General features: G+C 67.9%; 12 protein-coding genes and 1 pseudogene. 10 read left to right on the top strand and 3 right to left on the bottom strand.

Annotation, left to right across the window (positions count from 1 at the left end):
- The first annotated feature begins 23 nt into the window (after positions 1–23).
- Together VFW69_RS06820 and VFW69_RS06815 are read left to right on the top strand one after the other, a co-directional pair.
- The gene (locus tag VFW69_RS06820; RefSeq protein WP_526499457.1) at positions 24–1,217 is read left to right on the top strand and encodes a CoA transferase; all 1,194 of its coding nucleotides are present in this window, start codon (positions 24–26) and stop codon (positions 1,215–1,217) included.
- Positions 1,211–2,524 (top strand): amidohydrolase family protein, encoded by a 1,314-nt coding sequence (locus VFW69_RS06815; protein ID WP_526499455.1) that lies wholly within the window; start codon positions 1,211–1,213, stop codon positions 2,522–2,524. Before VFW69_RS06820 ends, VFW69_RS06815 begins: the two co-directional genes overlap by 7 nt.
- Positions 2,525–2,530: 6 nt before the next feature.
- On the opposite strand, the gene VFW69_RS06810 is transcribed toward VFW69_RS06815, so the two are convergent.
- Positions 2,531–3,430 carry an alpha/beta hydrolase gene (locus VFW69_RS06810; protein ID WP_526499453.1) on the bottom strand — a complete coding sequence of 300 codons (900 nt, stop codon included), beginning with the start codon at positions 3,428–3,430 and terminating at the stop codon, positions 2,531–2,533.
- A gap of 128 nt (positions 3,431–3,558) precedes the next feature.
- Here VFW69_RS06810 and VFW69_RS06805 point away from each other — a divergent pair, with 128 nt between their 5' ends.
- The 7 genes from VFW69_RS06805 (at position 3,559) to VFW69_RS06775 (ending at position 11,136) form a co-directional block, all read left to right on the top strand.
- A complete protein-coding gene (locus tag VFW69_RS06805; protein WP_526499485.1) occupies positions 3,559–4,338 on the top strand; it encodes an alpha/beta fold hydrolase in 780 nt (259 codons plus the stop codon).
- A gap of 320 nt (positions 4,339–4,658) precedes the next feature.
- Entirely contained in the window at positions 4,659–5,312 is a 654-nt protein-coding gene (locus VFW69_RS06800; RefSeq protein ID WP_526499451.1) for a class I SAM-dependent methyltransferase, read from the top strand.
- 168 nt (positions 5,313–5,480) lie between these two features.
- Positions 5,481–6,686 carry an alpha/beta hydrolase gene (locus VFW69_RS06795; protein ID WP_526499449.1) on the top strand — a complete coding sequence of 402 codons (1,206 nt, stop codon included), beginning with the start codon at positions 5,481–5,483 and terminating at the stop codon, positions 6,684–6,686.
- A 44-nt stretch (positions 6,687–6,730) separates the two neighbouring features.
- The gene (locus VFW69_RS06790) at positions 6,731–8,140 is read left to right on the top strand and encodes a WS/DGAT/MGAT family O-acyltransferase (RefSeq protein WP_526499447.1); all 1,410 of its coding nucleotides are present in this window, start codon (positions 6,731–6,733) and stop codon (positions 8,138–8,140) included.
- Between the two features lie 140 nt (positions 8,141–8,280).
- A complete protein-coding gene (locus VFW69_RS06785; protein WP_526499445.1) occupies positions 8,281–9,072 on the top strand; it encodes an enoyl-CoA hydratase/isomerase family protein in 792 nt (263 codons plus the stop codon).
- Between the two features lie 229 nt (positions 9,073–9,301).
- Positions 9,302–10,819 carry a class I adenylate-forming enzyme family protein gene (locus VFW69_RS06780; RefSeq protein WP_526499443.1) on the top strand — a complete coding sequence of 506 codons (1,518 nt, stop codon included), beginning with the start codon at positions 9,302–9,304 and terminating at the stop codon, positions 10,817–10,819.
- 20 nt (positions 10,820–10,839) lie between these two features.
- Positions 10,840–11,136, top strand: coding sequence for a hypothetical protein (locus VFW69_RS06775; protein WP_526499441.1), 297 nt, complete (start codon positions 10,840–10,842; stop codon positions 11,134–11,136).
- A gap of 5 nt (positions 11,137–11,141) precedes the next feature.
- Here the strand turns inward: VFW69_RS06775 and VFW69_RS06770 are convergent, their stop codons facing one another.
- Positions 11,142–11,810, bottom strand: a complete 669-nt coding sequence (locus VFW69_RS06770; RefSeq protein WP_526499439.1) for a TetR/AcrR family transcriptional regulator — start codon at positions 11,808–11,810, stop codon at positions 11,142–11,144.
- A 344-nt stretch (positions 11,811–12,154) separates the two neighbouring features.
- On the opposite strand from VFW69_RS06770, the pseudogene VFW69_RS06765 reads away from it, so the two are divergent.
- Positions 12,155–12,367: pseudogene (locus VFW69_RS06765) on the top strand (enoyl-CoA hydratase/isomerase family protein); the annotation flags it as partial.
- 83 nt (positions 12,368–12,450) lie between these two features.
- On the opposite strand, the gene VFW69_RS06760 reads toward VFW69_RS06765, so the two are convergent.
- A partial coding sequence (locus VFW69_RS06760) for an aldehyde dehydrogenase (RefSeq protein WP_526499437.1) occupies positions 12,451–13,742 on the bottom strand: 1,292 nt, incomplete at its 5' end.

Here is a 13,742-nt window from a genome sequence, read left to right as displayed (position 1 = left end):
GGCGCCACGCGCACAATGGGGGCGTGAGTTCGGCGTTGTCCCAGCAAGTCGAAGAGTGGGGAAGCAGCGGGCTGGCCTACTTGACCGGCCTGCCCGACGGTCCCGCCGACTTCTCCCGCGCCAACGTGCTGATCCGCGCGCGGGACGTCGCTACGGCCGTCGGTGACCGACTGGGTATTGGCGTCGATGCGGTGAGCCTGCTGACCGGGCGGGCGGCATTGCTCGGGCTAACTCGCGGCGGCCGGGTGTCGCCGGGCGGAGCCACCCGCCTGCTCGCTGCCCGGAATGGCTTCTGCGCGCTCACCCTCTCGCGTGCCGACGACCTGGACGCCGTCCCGGCGCTGCTGCAGGCCCATGATGTGGCCGCCGACCCGTGGCCGGTGCTGCAGCGCTGGGCCGCCACCCGTCCGGTGGCCGAGATCGTCGAGCGGGCGGGGCTGCTCGACATTCCGGTGGCGGGCCTGGGCGAGGCCGCACCCGCGGTGCCGCACATACGCCTTGCGGGATCGCGTTTGGCGCCGCGCGCACCGCAGGGTCTGCTGGTTACCGATCTGTCCTCGATGTGGGCGGGGCCGCTGTGTGGGCACCTGCTGGCCCGTGCCGGAGCGACCGTCGTCAAGGTCGAAAGCCCGCGCCGCCCGGACGGTACCCGGGCCGGTGACCGGGCGTTCTTCAACTGGATCAACGGCCAAAAGCTTTGTTATGGGGTCGATTTCGATGGCCAAGCCGACGAACTGCGTGAACTGCTCGCGTTCAGCGACATCGTCATCGAGGGGTCACGCCCGGCGGCGCTGGCGCGCCGGGGGCTCGGGCCCGATGACATCGCGCCGCGCCCAGGCCGAATCTGGTTGCAAATCAACGGATATGAGGGCCGCAGGCCGGGATTCGGCGACGACACCGCGGTGGCCGGCGGTCTGGTCGGCACCAGCGCCGACGGACCGGTGTTCTGCGGCGACGCCATCGCCGACCCGCTGACCGGGCTGGAGGCAACGCTGGCGGTGGCCGAATCCCTGGGGCGCGGTGGCGGCGAATTGATCGGCGTATCCCTGGCCGGGGTCGCGGCGACGTACGCGGCGCTGCCGGTCGAGCCGTCGGCATCGCCGGCGCCGGTGTCAGCACCTTCGGCCCTGCCGGCGTCGCGTCCGGCGTCCGGGCCGGGCGCCGACAACGCGGTGGTGCGCCACCTGGTAAGCCAAAGACGTGTGCTGTCATGCTGATTCAGCGGGCAACCCTGCTGGACGGGACCACGACAGACATCCGGGTGGGCGCGTTGATCGAGGAGATGGCGCCGCCCGGGGAGGGTCTGGTGCCGCGGGCGGGCGAGGGTGTGCTGTACGCGGGCGGCGGTACCGTCCTGCCAGGGCTGCACGACCACCATGTGCACTTGCGCTCGGCGGCCTCGGCGCTGAATTCGTTCTTCGTCGGGCCGCCCGGGGTCAGCACCGCATCGCAGCTCACCCAATTGCTCGCGAACGCCACCCCGGGACCCGATGGCTGGATTCGCGCTGTGGGATACCACGATTCGGTTGCCGGAGAACTCGATCGGGGCGCGCTCGACGCCATCGTTCCCCACGTTCCGGTGCGCATCCAGCACCGCAGCGGGGCGCTGTGGATCCTCAATTCCGAGGCCCTGGGCCGCGTCGGGCTGGCCGAACATCCCGATGGGCGGCTGCGCAGCGCCGACCGTGGCTGGTCGTTGGCGCTGCAGCGGCGCGAAACCGATTTGGCCGAACTGAGCCGCCGGATCACCGCGACCGGCGTCACCGGCGTCACCGACGCGACCCCCGATCTCGATGCCGACGGCAGGGACTCGCTGATGACGGCGCACCAGCGTGGCGAGTTCCGGCCGCGGCTGAGTTTCCTTTCGCCGGGCAAGAAGATCCTGCACGACGATCGCCTGGACCTCGACGCGCTCACGGAATGGATTGCGCGCCAACATGACAGCGGGCAGCCGGTCGCTGTGCACTGCGTGACCGCGGCACAGCTGGTGGTGACCATCGCGGCGCTGCGCGCGGCCGGATGCCATCCACAAGACCGCATCGAACACGCCGCCGTGGTGCCCGACGACAACCTGGCCGACCTCGCCGAACTCGGGATCACGGTGGTGACGCAGCCCAACTTCGTCGCCGAGCGCGGCGATCAGTACCTCGCCGAGGTTCCCGCCGTCGAGCACGATCAGCTGTGGCGCGTCGCAGCCCTGTGCAACGCGAAGGTGCCGGTCGCGCTGTCCACCGACATGCCGTTCGGCCACGGCGACCCCTGGACGGCGATGCGCGCCGCGGTACACCGCACCACGCCGCAGGGCGCCGTGCTGGGAGCACGCGAATGCGTCTCGGCGCGAGAGGCTTTGACGATGTTTCTGGGTCGGGCCGATCGGCCCGGCCGGCCGCGCACCGTGGAAATCGGGCAAGCGGGGGACCTTTGCGTGCTGAACGAGCCGCCGGCTACGGCACTGGCCGTCCTGGACGCCGGGTTGGTGGCGGCCACCGTCATCGGCGGTGAGCTGGTGTACTTCGCGATGTGAGCAGTATCAGGCGGCGGGGGCCAGAGCCGCTCGAAGACTGTCGCATTGGCTGGTGAAGAACCGCCGGGACACTTGGGCTTTCGGCAGGACCAGGTCGAAACCGTGGAAGGCGCCTGGAATGGTTTCGACCTGGCACGGCACGCCCGCGGCGCGAAGGCGTTCGGCGTAGGCCAGGTCTTCGTCGTGGAACAGGTCATGCGTGCCCACACCGATCCAGGCCGGCGGCAATCCGCTGAGGTCATTGCGGCGCCCGGGGACGGCGACCTGCGGGTCGGTGTTGCCCAGATATGCCGCCCAGCCGAACCTGTTGCTGCGGTTGTCCCACAGCCGGTAGTTCGCACTGGGCGCGGTGGCCGAACTGCGGTCGTCGAGCATCGGATAGGTCAGCAGCTGGAACGCCGGGCTCACCTCGGCGCGGTCGCGGGCCAGCAGGGCGAGGGCCGCCGCGAGCCCGCCGCCGGCGCTGGCGCCGCCGATGGCGATGCGGTAGCGGTCCACCGATGGCAGTCCGGCCAGCCAGGTCAGCGCCGCATAGCAGTCTTCCAGCGGTGCGGGATACGGATGCTCGGGCGCCAGGCGGTATTCCACCGACGCGACGGTGATGCCCAGCCGCCTGCTGAACCCGCTGCAGAGGTGGTCGTCCTGTTGGGCGGTGCCGATCACGTATCCGCCGCCGTGTATCCACAGCAGCGCGGGTGTGGTCTCGGTGGCCCCGGCGGGCCGGAACAGCCGAACGCCGGCCCCCGAATCGAGCGTGATCGCCTCGACGTCGGCGACGGGCTTGCCGAGGCGCCCCCGCCACGCGAGCCCCACCCGCATGAGCGGCAGCGTCCGGGGGCTGACGAGCCGCCGGGGGGCGAAGCGGGCAAATCGTTGCAGGTCAGGATGAACATCGTTGTTCGTCACCGGACAAGTATCACCGACGCGGAGAATCAGGGGACGGCGATGTGTGGTCTGCCGTGCGCGTTAGGACTTCAGGAGGCAGCGTGACCGCCGACCATCCCCGGCTGGCTTCGCGGTGGGTCGATACGGCTCTGGGGGCGATCCGGGTTCAGGTGAGCGCGGGGACCGGGGCCGCCGTCCTGCTGTGGCCCAGCCTGTTGATGACGGGCGATTTGTGGGCCGGCCAGGCCGCGCGCTTCGGCGACACCTATCGCCTGGTGCTCATCGATCCGCCCGGCCACGGGGGCAGCGCACCGCTGCGCGCGATGTTCAGCTTCACCGACTGCGCGCGCTGCGTCGTCGGCCTGCTGGACGCACTCGGCATCGACAGGGCCCATTTCGTCGGCAATTCGTGGGGCGGGATGATCGGCGGCACCTTTGCCGCCCTTTACCCCGACCGCCTCAACCGCGCGGTACTGATGAATTGCACCGCGTCGAAAGCCGGTGTCGCGCAAAAGATGCAGTATGCGGCCATGGTGTGGTTGGCGACGGCGCTGGGCGGAATCCGGCCGCCGCTGACACGCTCGGCCATCCGCGCGTTCTTGGGGCCGACGACGCTGCGCACCCGCCGAGACGTGGTGGACATTGTCCGGACCAATGTGCAGTCGGTGAACACGGATTCGGTCCGCTGGGCGGTGCGCAGCGTGGTTTCGGCGCGCCCGGACCAGCACGCCCTGCTGGGTCGCGTCACGGCCCCGGTGCTGGTGGTCGCCGGCGCGGAGGACGCCACCTTCCCGGTGGCCGAAACCCGCGCGATGGCCGACTCCATCGGGGGTGCGTCCTTCGCAGTGCTCGACGGAGTCGCGCACCTCGCGGCGCTGGAAGATCCCACGCGGGTGAACGAGCTGCTGGAGGCATTCTTGTTTGGCTGATTCTGTCGGCCGAATAGGCCCGCTGCAGCGAAAAGCAGTGCCAATCAGCATAATTCGGGCGCTACCGGTTGCCCGGTGACCACGCAGTCCACCTCCGGTCGCCGCCGGTGGAGTGAACCGCGCCGGGAGCTGCGACGTAGCCGCAGGAAGGGCCTAGAAAGAGACAGGATTAGCCGAGCCACGATCGGGGTATCGGAGCAATGCTGGCGCACTGGCTTGCCGTCAGCTTGTTGGGGTTTGCCGGTACGTCGCCGCAACGTCCCGCCACGGGACCGAGCGCCGCCGTGCCGCCCGATCGGCCAGGACGCGAGGGACGTGAAATGCTTGGGCAACTTTACGATCGGGCACTCGGCGGCGAGCGATGTTGGATCCGTCATGACGACGGCGAGCTGCGGCCACTGCCGGCGCACAAATGGTTGGGTGTGCGATGTCCCGGTGATGGATCTAATGACACCTTCGACGAAGTCTTCGACGAAGCCGTCACGCAGATGTGCACCGGGCCGACAATCGAGCTGGGCTGCGGTCCGGGCCGATTGGTGGCGAGGCTGATTCAGCGGGGCATCCCCGCGCTCGGTATCGACCGGTCCGCGACCGCGATCCAGCTGGCGGGTCGCGGCGGTGCACCGGCCCTGTTGGGCGATGTGTTCGAGCCGTTGCCGGGAATGGGCCTGTGGAAGACGGTTTTGCTGGTCGACGGCAACGTCGGGCTCGGCGGGGATCCACGACGAATTCTCGGGCGCGCCTTCGAGCTGCTGGCCCGCGGTGGCCGTTGCGTTGCCGAATTCGACGCCGAGGCCATCGGCATCTGTTCGCGATGGGTCCGGCTGGAGGCGGCGGGCGAGGTCGGCCCCTGGTTTCGCTGGGCATCCGTCGGGGTGGACAGCGCTGCCGCGCTGGCCGCGCAGGTGGGACTGACGCTGACCAGCGTCAGCCTTGTTGGTGGCCGGGTGATCGCCGACCTGACGGCCAGGTAAGCGTGTCGTACACAGCAAAATTCATCGACCGCAGGTAACCGCGAAAAGCGGTTCAAACAGCGTAAATACCGCATCCAGCGACCACATGCGGCAAAGCGATTTCGCCGCAATCGCCCGTTCGACGGAAACGTCAGTTTACGAATCGTCGTGAGGGGTAAAGTCCCCTGCATGACGGTGCGTGGACCGGGCATTACCGATTGCGTGAAATGGTTGCTGCGGGCCCGTCCCGGCGACTATGCGCTGGCGTTGAGTGTGGCGGGGGCTTCGCTGCCCGTGGTCGGCAAGCATCTCGAGCCCCTGGGTGGTTTGACCGCCATGGGTGTCTGGGGCGCCCGGCACGCACCGGAGGCGATCTCCGCGGCCACCAAGGATTGGTTCAAGCCCGGAATCAACGACGCCCGCCGTCGTGACCGGGAGAGCACCCAGCAGGTGTCCCTCGCCGCGTTGCGCGGGGTCGTGTCGGCAGCGGATCTCGATTTGGATTGGCCGGTCGCCGAAAAGACGCCGCCGATCTGGGACGGCCTGCGCCAGCGCCGCTATCTCTACCGCCGCGCCGTCCACTACGGCGACCACCCCGATCAGGTGCTCGACGTCTGGCGGCGCAAAGACCTGCCCGCGCAACCGGCGCCGGTCCTGATCTTCCTGCCGGGCGGCGCCTGGGTGCACGGCAAGTGCATGGGCCAGGGCTCGGCGCTCATGTCACGGCTCGCCGAGCAAGGCTGGGTATGTTTGGCGGTCGACTACCGCGTCTCGCCGCACCACCGCTGGCCGCGCCACATCATCGACGTCAAGACCGCCATCGCGTGGGCACGCGCCAACGTCGACAAGTTCGGCGGCGACCGCAATTTCGTTGCGATAGCAGGATGTTCGGCGGGCGGCCACCTGTGCGCGCTGGCCGGGCTGACGCCCGACGACCCGCAGTTCCAGGCGAAGCTGCCCGAGGGCGCCGACACCTCGGTGGACGCGGTCGTCGGGATCTACGGCCGCTACGACTGGGAGGACCGCTCGACGCCGGAGCGCGAACGGTTCGTCGAGTTCCTGGAGCGCGTCGTGGTGAAGAAGTCGATCGCCCGCCGCCCCGAGATCTTCCACGACGCGTCCCCGATCGCGCGTGTGCATCGCAACGCGCCGCCTTTCTTGGTCATTCACGGCAGCAAAGACAGCGTGATCCCCGTCGAACAAGCACGCAGCTTCGTCGAGCGGCTCCGGGCCGTGTCGCATTCGATGGTCGGCTACCTCGAATTCCCGGGCGCCGGCCACGGCTATGACCTCATCGATGGCGAGCGAGCCGGCGCCGCCGCGCACGTCGCCTCGCTGTTCCTCAACCAGATCTACCGCACCAAGACACGCGTCGGGGCAAAAGAGGTTATCTGAACCGCCACCGCTGAGTATGGTCCCTCTATGGGCAAGGGGCAGCGGTGAAGAGGCTTAGCGGGTGGGACGCAGTGCTGCTGTACAGCGAAACTCCGAACGTGCACATGCACACCATCAAAGCCGCCGTCATCGAACTGGACACTGACCGACGGTCGCTGGACGTCAACGCGTTTCGCGAAGTCATCGCCGGGCGGCTGAGCAAGCTCGATCCGTTCTGCTACCAGCTCGTCGAGGTGCCACTGCGCCTGCACCACCCGATGTGGCGGGAGAACTGCGATCTCGACCTGAATTACCACATCCGCCCCTGGCGGGTGTCGCCGCCCGGGGGCCGCCGCGAACTGGACGAGGCCATCGGGCAAATCGCCAGCACGCCGCTCGATCGCAGCCGTCCACTGTGGGAGATGTACTTCGTGGAAGGCTTGGCCAACAACCGGATTGCGGTCGTCGGCAAAATTCACCACGCCCTGGCAGACGGCGTTGCGTCGGCGAACCTGATGGCCCGGGGCATGGACCTGCAGCCAGGCCCGGAGGGCGGGCAATACGTCTGCGACCCGGCTCCCACCACGCGGCAGCTGATGGGGTCGGCGTTCGCCGACCACATGCGACACGTCGGAGCGCTGCCCCGCACCATCCGCTATACCGCCCAGGGCTTGGGCCGGGTGCGCCGCAGCTCCCGCAAATTCTCCCCGGAACTGACGCGGCCCTTCGAGCCGCCGCCGACCTTCATGAACCACAAGATCACCCCGGAACGGCGGTTCGCGACCGCCACCCTGGCTTTGGCCGACGTCAAGGAGACCGGCAAGCGGCTCGGGGCGACCATCAACGACATGGTGCTGGCCATGGCGACCGGCGCCCTGCGCACCCTGCTGTTGCGATACGACGGTAAGGCCGAGCCGCTGCTGGCCTCGGTACCCATGAGTTTCGACTTCTCGCCCGAACGGATCTCGGGCAATCGCTTCACGGGCGTGCTGGTGGGCCTGCCGACCGATTCCGACGATCCGCTGGAGCGGGTGCGGTGCTGCCACGAAAACGCCATCGCTGCCAAGGAAAGCAACCAACTGATGGGGCCGGAGCTGGTCAGCAGGTGGGCGGCCTACATGCCACCAGCGCCCACCCAGGCCTTCTTCCGGTGGGCCTCCGGTCGCGACGGACACAACAAGATCCTCAACCTGAATATCTCCAACGTGCCCGGCCCCCGGGAACGCGGCCGGGTGGGCGGGGCGCTGGTCACCGAGATCTATTCGGTGGGCCCGTTGACCGCCGGCAGCGGGCTCAACATCACCGTGTGGAGTTATGTCGATCAGCTCAACATCTCGGTGCTCTCGGACGGCTCCACGCTTGAGGACCCGCACGAGGTTTCTGAGGCGATGGTCGCCAGCTTCATCGAAATACGCAGAGCCGCAGGGCTTTCCGAGAATCTGACGGTCATCGAGGCCGCGATGGCTCCGGCGTGATCGGCACGGATTCCTAACCAATGGGCTCAGGCGGTAACCCGAATCTCTCCGGGACTTAAACGCCATTCCGGCCGACCGTTACCATCGGTCCGACAGGAGCTATCTCAAAGCCACCGATCCCCTGAAGGAGCCGCGGCACCGTGAGCAGTGGAAACCAAGAGGCCGGCACCGAAGAACCCGAAGTTCTGGTCGAACAACGGGATCGAATCCTCATCATCACGATCAACCGGCCGAAGGCCAAGAATGCGGTCAACTCCGCGGTCGCCAACGGCCTGGCCGCCGCCGTGGATCGGCTCGACAACGAGACCGGCCTCTCGGTGGGAATCCTCACCGGCGCGGGCGGTTCGTTCTGCGCGGGCATGGATCTCAAGGCCTTTGCCCGCGGCGAGCTTCCCATCGTTGAGGGCCGCGGCATGGGCTTCACCGAGCGTCCCCCGGTCAAGCCCCTGATCGCGGCGGTCGAGGGCTACGCGCTGGCCGGCGGCACCGAGCTGGCGCTGGCCACCGACCTGATCGTGGCCTCGAGGGACTCGGCGTTCGGCATTCCGGAAGTCAAGCGCGGGCTGGTCGCCGGCGGCGGTGGGCTGCTGCGCCTGCCGCAGCGCATCCCGTCCGCGATCGCCATGGAACTGGCGCTGACCGGTGAAAACCTGAGCGCGGAGCGCGCGCATGCGCTGGGCATGGTCAACGTGTTGGCCGACCCCGGCGCCGCGCTGGACGCCGCGATCGAGCTGGCCGAAAAGATCGCGGCGAACGGGCCGCTCGCGGTGGCCGCCACCAAGCGGATCATCGTCGAATCCCGCGGCTGGAGCCCCGAGAAGATGTTCGCCGAGCAGAACAAGCTGCTGACTCCGGTGTTCTCCTCCAACGACGCCAAGGAAGGCGCCATCGCGTTCGCGGAGAAGCGCCCACCCAAGTGGACGGGCACCTGATATCGGGCGGCTTGATCCTCTTCTGTCGCACGGCTTGCCGAAGACGCCCGGCCGACTTCGGCGTGGGTTAAACCCCAACGTCAACTGCGGGTAAACCTCGCCGCAACGCTCGGGTGCTCCGGCCGGCTGCCGGTGCTGGGCCGCAGGATAGTTGCGTGATCTAAACTACAGTCGGGCATGACACTTTTGGCTAGCTTTGTAACGTGTTGATACCGGAGAAAGATCGAGGATGAGCATTTCGTTGCTGCTCGAGATGGCCGCGTCGGACAACGCGCAGCGCACCGCGGTGGTGTCCGGAGACCTGCGGCTGACCACGCAACAGCTCAGCGATCTTGCCGACGGCGGCGCGGGCGTGATCGCCGGGTCGAACGCCAAGCACGTCGCGTATGTGGGCACCGGCGGCGCGATGCTGCCGGTGCTGATCTTCGCCGCGGCGCGCGCCGGGGTGGCGTTCACGCCGATCAACTACCGGCTCTCCGCGGACGGCATCCAGGCGCTGATCGAGCGGCTGCCCGAGCCGTTGGTGATCGTCGACAGCCGCTACCGCGACGCGGTCGGCGACGCCTCGGACAGGGTGCTCGTCTCCGACGACTTCCTGGCGGCCGCGCCCGCCGCCGAACCCGCCGCGGAGTTCCCCGATCCGGACTCGGTCGCCATCGTGCTGTTCACCTCGGGCACCACGTCGCAGCCCAAGGCCGTCGAACTCTCACACAACAACCTCACCAGTTACGTCACCGGGACAGTGGAATTCGGCGCGGCCTCCGACACCGACGCCGCCCTGATCTGCGTGCCGCCGTATCACATCGCCGGGGTCAGCGCCGCGCTGTCGAATCTGTATGCCGGCCGCAAGATGGTGTACCTGCCCAATTTCGATGCGCAGGAATGGGTTCGGCTGATCAACGCCGAGAACGTGACCACCGCGACGGTGGTGCCGACCATGCTGGACCGCATCGTCACGGTGCTGGAGAACGGCGACGGGGCGGCCATCGAGCTACCGTCGCTGCGCAACCTGGCCTACGGCGGCTCCAAAGTCGGCCTGCCGCTGGTCCGTCGTGCGCTGGAGTTGCTGCCCAGCGTTGGCTTCGTCAACGCCTACGGCCTGACCGAGACCAGCTCGACGATCGCGGTGTTGACGCCCGACGACCATCGCGCGGCGCAGGCGGCCGATGGGCCCGATGTCGCCCGCCGACTGGGATCGGTGGGGCAAGCGGTGGCCGGCATCGAGCTGCAGATCCGCGACGAGGCCGGCAATGTGCTGCCGCCGGGTGAGACCGGCGAACTGTTCGTGCGGGGCGAGCAAGTGTCGGGCCGCTACACCGGGATCGGGTCGGTGCTCGACGAAAACGGCTGGTTCCCAACCAAGGACATCGCCATGCTCGACGACGAGGGCTACCTGTTCATCGGCGGTCGCAGCGACGACACCATCATCCGCGGCGGCGAGAACATCGCGCCCGCCGAGCTGGAAGAGGTCCTGGTCGAGCACCCCCACGTGCGTGACGTCGCCGTGGTCGGTGTCGAGGACCCGCAGTGGGGCCAGGCGATCGTCGCGGTGGTGGTGCCCGCGGCGGGCGTCGAGCCCGACCCCGAAGAATTGCGCGACTTCGTCCGCAAGAGTTTGCGCGGATCGCGCACTCCCGACGAGGTAGTGTTTCGCGACGAGCTGCCCACCACGGCCACCGGCAAGGTCTTGCGGCGGGAGATCATCCAGACCCTCACCGGATTGCGCGCCGCGCCGGCCCAGCAGTAAGCGATCAAGGACGGAAATCAATGATCAAGAACGGAACTCGTCTCGCCAGCCAGGTCTGTGACACGCAGGTGATCGTCGTCAGAAGTGCCGACAGCCTGGACGATTTGCGGTGTGGGGGTGCGCCGATGGTGCCGGTCGGGGGCGAGCGGTCGGGCGAATTGGACCCTGCGTTCGCCGACGGCACGGTGATGGGCAAGCGCTACGTCGACGAAGCCGGTGCCGAGGTGCTGGTGACCAAGCCGGGCGCGGGGAGCCTGAGCATCGGGCAGACCGCCCTGCAGCTCAAAGAGGTCAAGCCGCTACCGGCCAGCGACTGAGCGGGTCACCGCGCGGCACCCTGCTTTCCCGGAATCTTGTTCCGGGCAACGAATTCCCTTGCCTTGATCAGGAATTCGAGCTGCTCGCCCACCTGGTGCAGCGGGCCCGCATTGCGAGTGGAGCGGGAGAGCACGATGGCGCCCTCCAGCGCGGCGATCGACATCACGGCCAGCGACGCGGCATCGTCATCGTCGAAGCCATCGTTGACGAACGCGCGGGTGAGCGCGGTGCACCAGCGGCCCAGGATGGCGCCGGCCTCGGTGGAGAGCTTGGGGCCGTCGTCGTCCGAACAGCCGATCGCCGCCGCCACGACCGGACATCCGGCGGTGAATCCGCCGTCGGTGAGCAGCCGCTCCCAGAATCGGACGAACTCCTGCAACAACGCCCGGGCGCCGCGGCCGGCGGCGTCGTCGATCATGGCCGTGATGGAGTCGCCGGAGTAGCGCAGCGCCTCCGCCAGGATCTGGTTGCGCCCGTCCGGGAAGTGGTAGTAAACCGAGCCGCGTGGGGCGCCGCTGCGGGCGAGCACGGCGTCGATGGTGACGCCCGCCGCTCCGCGTTCGCGCATCACCTCGGCGGCGCTGGCCAACATCTTCGTCCGGGTGTCGCCGCGTTTTGTTGGGGCGTGCTCCGGCGCGCCCTTACCGATTGTCCGCGTGTGCGTATCTCCCATGGCTGGGGTCATGCAGCCTGCGAATGCCGCGGTGCCGGCCAGTGCATATGACGCGGGCTGAAGCGGAATGTCCGGCGCCGCAAATCTGGCATCTCGCGGGTGAATTGATAGCCGGCGACGTTGAGCTCAATGATCCACATGATGTTCTCCCGGCCTGTACGCGGCCCTTGATTATGCTATGGACCATACAAGACATCCGTAAATTAATCTATTTCTCAGGCGAAGTGTGACGTACGCCGCATAAATCAGCCGCAGCGGGGTTGAGATCCGCACCTACGGGGCGCGTATTCGGCCAAAAATTATGGCCTTTTGCATAATCTTTAGATCTCCGCTTCACTGGGCGGATGGTCAGCAGCCCCGAGGCCTCGCCGTCGGCCCTACCGGAACTGGACACCGTGGCGCTGCGGCGCGACGGGCACGTTCTACTCATCGGCCTGAACCGGCCGCACAAACGCAGCGCCTTCGACCGGGCGATGCTCGCCGACCTTTCCCGCGCCTATGGCGTGCTGGAGTCAGATCCGTCGGTGCGGGCCGGCGTGCTGTACGCGCAGAGCGAGTTGCTGTTTAGCGCCGAGCGTGAAACTAATTTCACGCTTGCGCTCGAACGTTCATCTAACTTCACGCTCGACGCGCGCGAGCCCTAGCTCTCGACGGTGTAGCCCATCGGCATCAGCACGCTCTTCTGCTGCGTGAAGTGCTCGACGCCTTCGGGCCCGTTCTCGCGGCCGATGCCGGAGTTCTTGTAGCCGCCGAACGGGCAGCACGGGTCGAAGGCATACCAGTTGATGGCGTAGGTCCCGGTGCGGATCTTCTCCGAGATCTCGATGCCCTTGGGGATGTCGGTTGTCCACACGCTGCCGGCCAGGCCGTAGGCCGAGTCGTTGGCGATCTTGATCGCGTCCTCTTCGGTGTCGAATCCGATGATGCTCAGCACTGGCCCGAAGATCTCCTCCTGGGCGATCGTCATCTTGTTGTCGACGTCGGCGAAGACGGTAGGTTGCACGAAGAAGCCGTTGTCCAGGCCCTCGGGACGGCCGCCGCCGCACACCAGCCGGGCGCCCTCTTCGACGCCCTTGGCGATGTAGCCCTCGACGCGGGCGCGCTGCTTCTCCGAGATCAGCGACCCGACCTGGGCGGCCGGGTCCGACGGCAGTCCGACCGGTAGCGCTTGCACGAATGTGCTTACCGCGTCGACGATTTCGTCGTAGCGCGAGCGGGGCGCCAGGATGCGGGTCTGGCCCACGCAGGCCTGCCCGGTGTTCATGATCCCGGAGAACACCAGCATCGGAATCGCCGAGGCCAGGTCGACGTCCTCGAGGAGGATCGCGGCCGACTTGCCGCCGAGCTCTAGCGTGCACGGCTTGAGCATTTCCGCGGCGCGCCGGCCGATCTCCTTGCCGACGCCGGAGCTGCCGGTGAACGTGAACAGGTCGACGTCCGGGTTGGAGGTCAGCGCCTGGCCGGTCTCGATACCGCCGGGCACCACCGACAACACGCCCTCGGGCAGGCCGGCCTCGGCGAAGATGTCCGCCAAAGCATTTGTGGTCAGCGGTGTTTCGGCAGCCGGCTTGAGCACCACGGTGCAACCGGCCAGCAGCGCGGGGCCCAGTTTGTTGACCGCCAGGAACAGCGGCACGTTCCAGGCGACGATCGCGCCGACCACGCCGATCGGCTCGCGATGCACGATGGTCTGGCCGTAGGAGCCGTTGCGGATCTCGCGCCACTTGACCTGGTCGACGGCCGGGCCGGCGAAGAAGTTCATCGCGCCCATCGAGCCCATCCAGTGCATGGTCTCGATGGTGGTCGGCGGCTGGCCGGTCTCGCCGGCGAGCAGCGCGCTCAGCAGTTCCTTGCGCTCCTCCATCAGCTTGACGGCGTTGGCGATGACGGCCGCGCGTTCCTTCGGCGGCGTCGTGGGCCAGGGCCCGTTGT

The sequence above is a fragment of the Mycobacterium sp. genome, from assembly GCF_036273375.1.
GTDB lineage: Bacteria > Actinomycetota > Actinomycetes > Mycobacteriales > Mycobacteriaceae > Mycobacterium.
This window is presented reverse-complemented; position numbering and strand designations above follow the sequence as displayed.

Coding starts and splice junctions, on each gene's coding strand:
- VFW69_RS06780 (WP_526499443.1), top strand. CDS start 9,302: ATGAGCATTTCGTTGCTGCTCGAGATGGCCGCGTCGGACAACGCGCAG.
- VFW69_RS06770 (WP_526499439.1), bottom strand. CDS start 11,810: ATGGGAGATACGCACACGCGGACAATCGGTAAGGGCGCGCCGGAGCAC.
- VFW69_RS06795 (WP_526499449.1), top strand. CDS start 5,481: ATGACGGTGCGTGGACCGGGCATTACCGATTGCGTGAAATGGTTGCTG.
- VFW69_RS06775 (WP_526499441.1), top strand. CDS start 10,840: ATGATCAAGAACGGAACTCGTCTCGCCAGCCAGGTCTGTGACACGCAG.
- VFW69_RS06800 (WP_526499451.1), top strand. CDS start 4,659: ATGCTTGGGCAACTTTACGATCGGGCACTCGGCGGCGAGCGATGTTGG.
- VFW69_RS06815 (WP_526499455.1), top strand. CDS start 1,211: ATGCTGATTCAGCGGGCAACCCTGCTGGACGGGACCACGACAGACATC.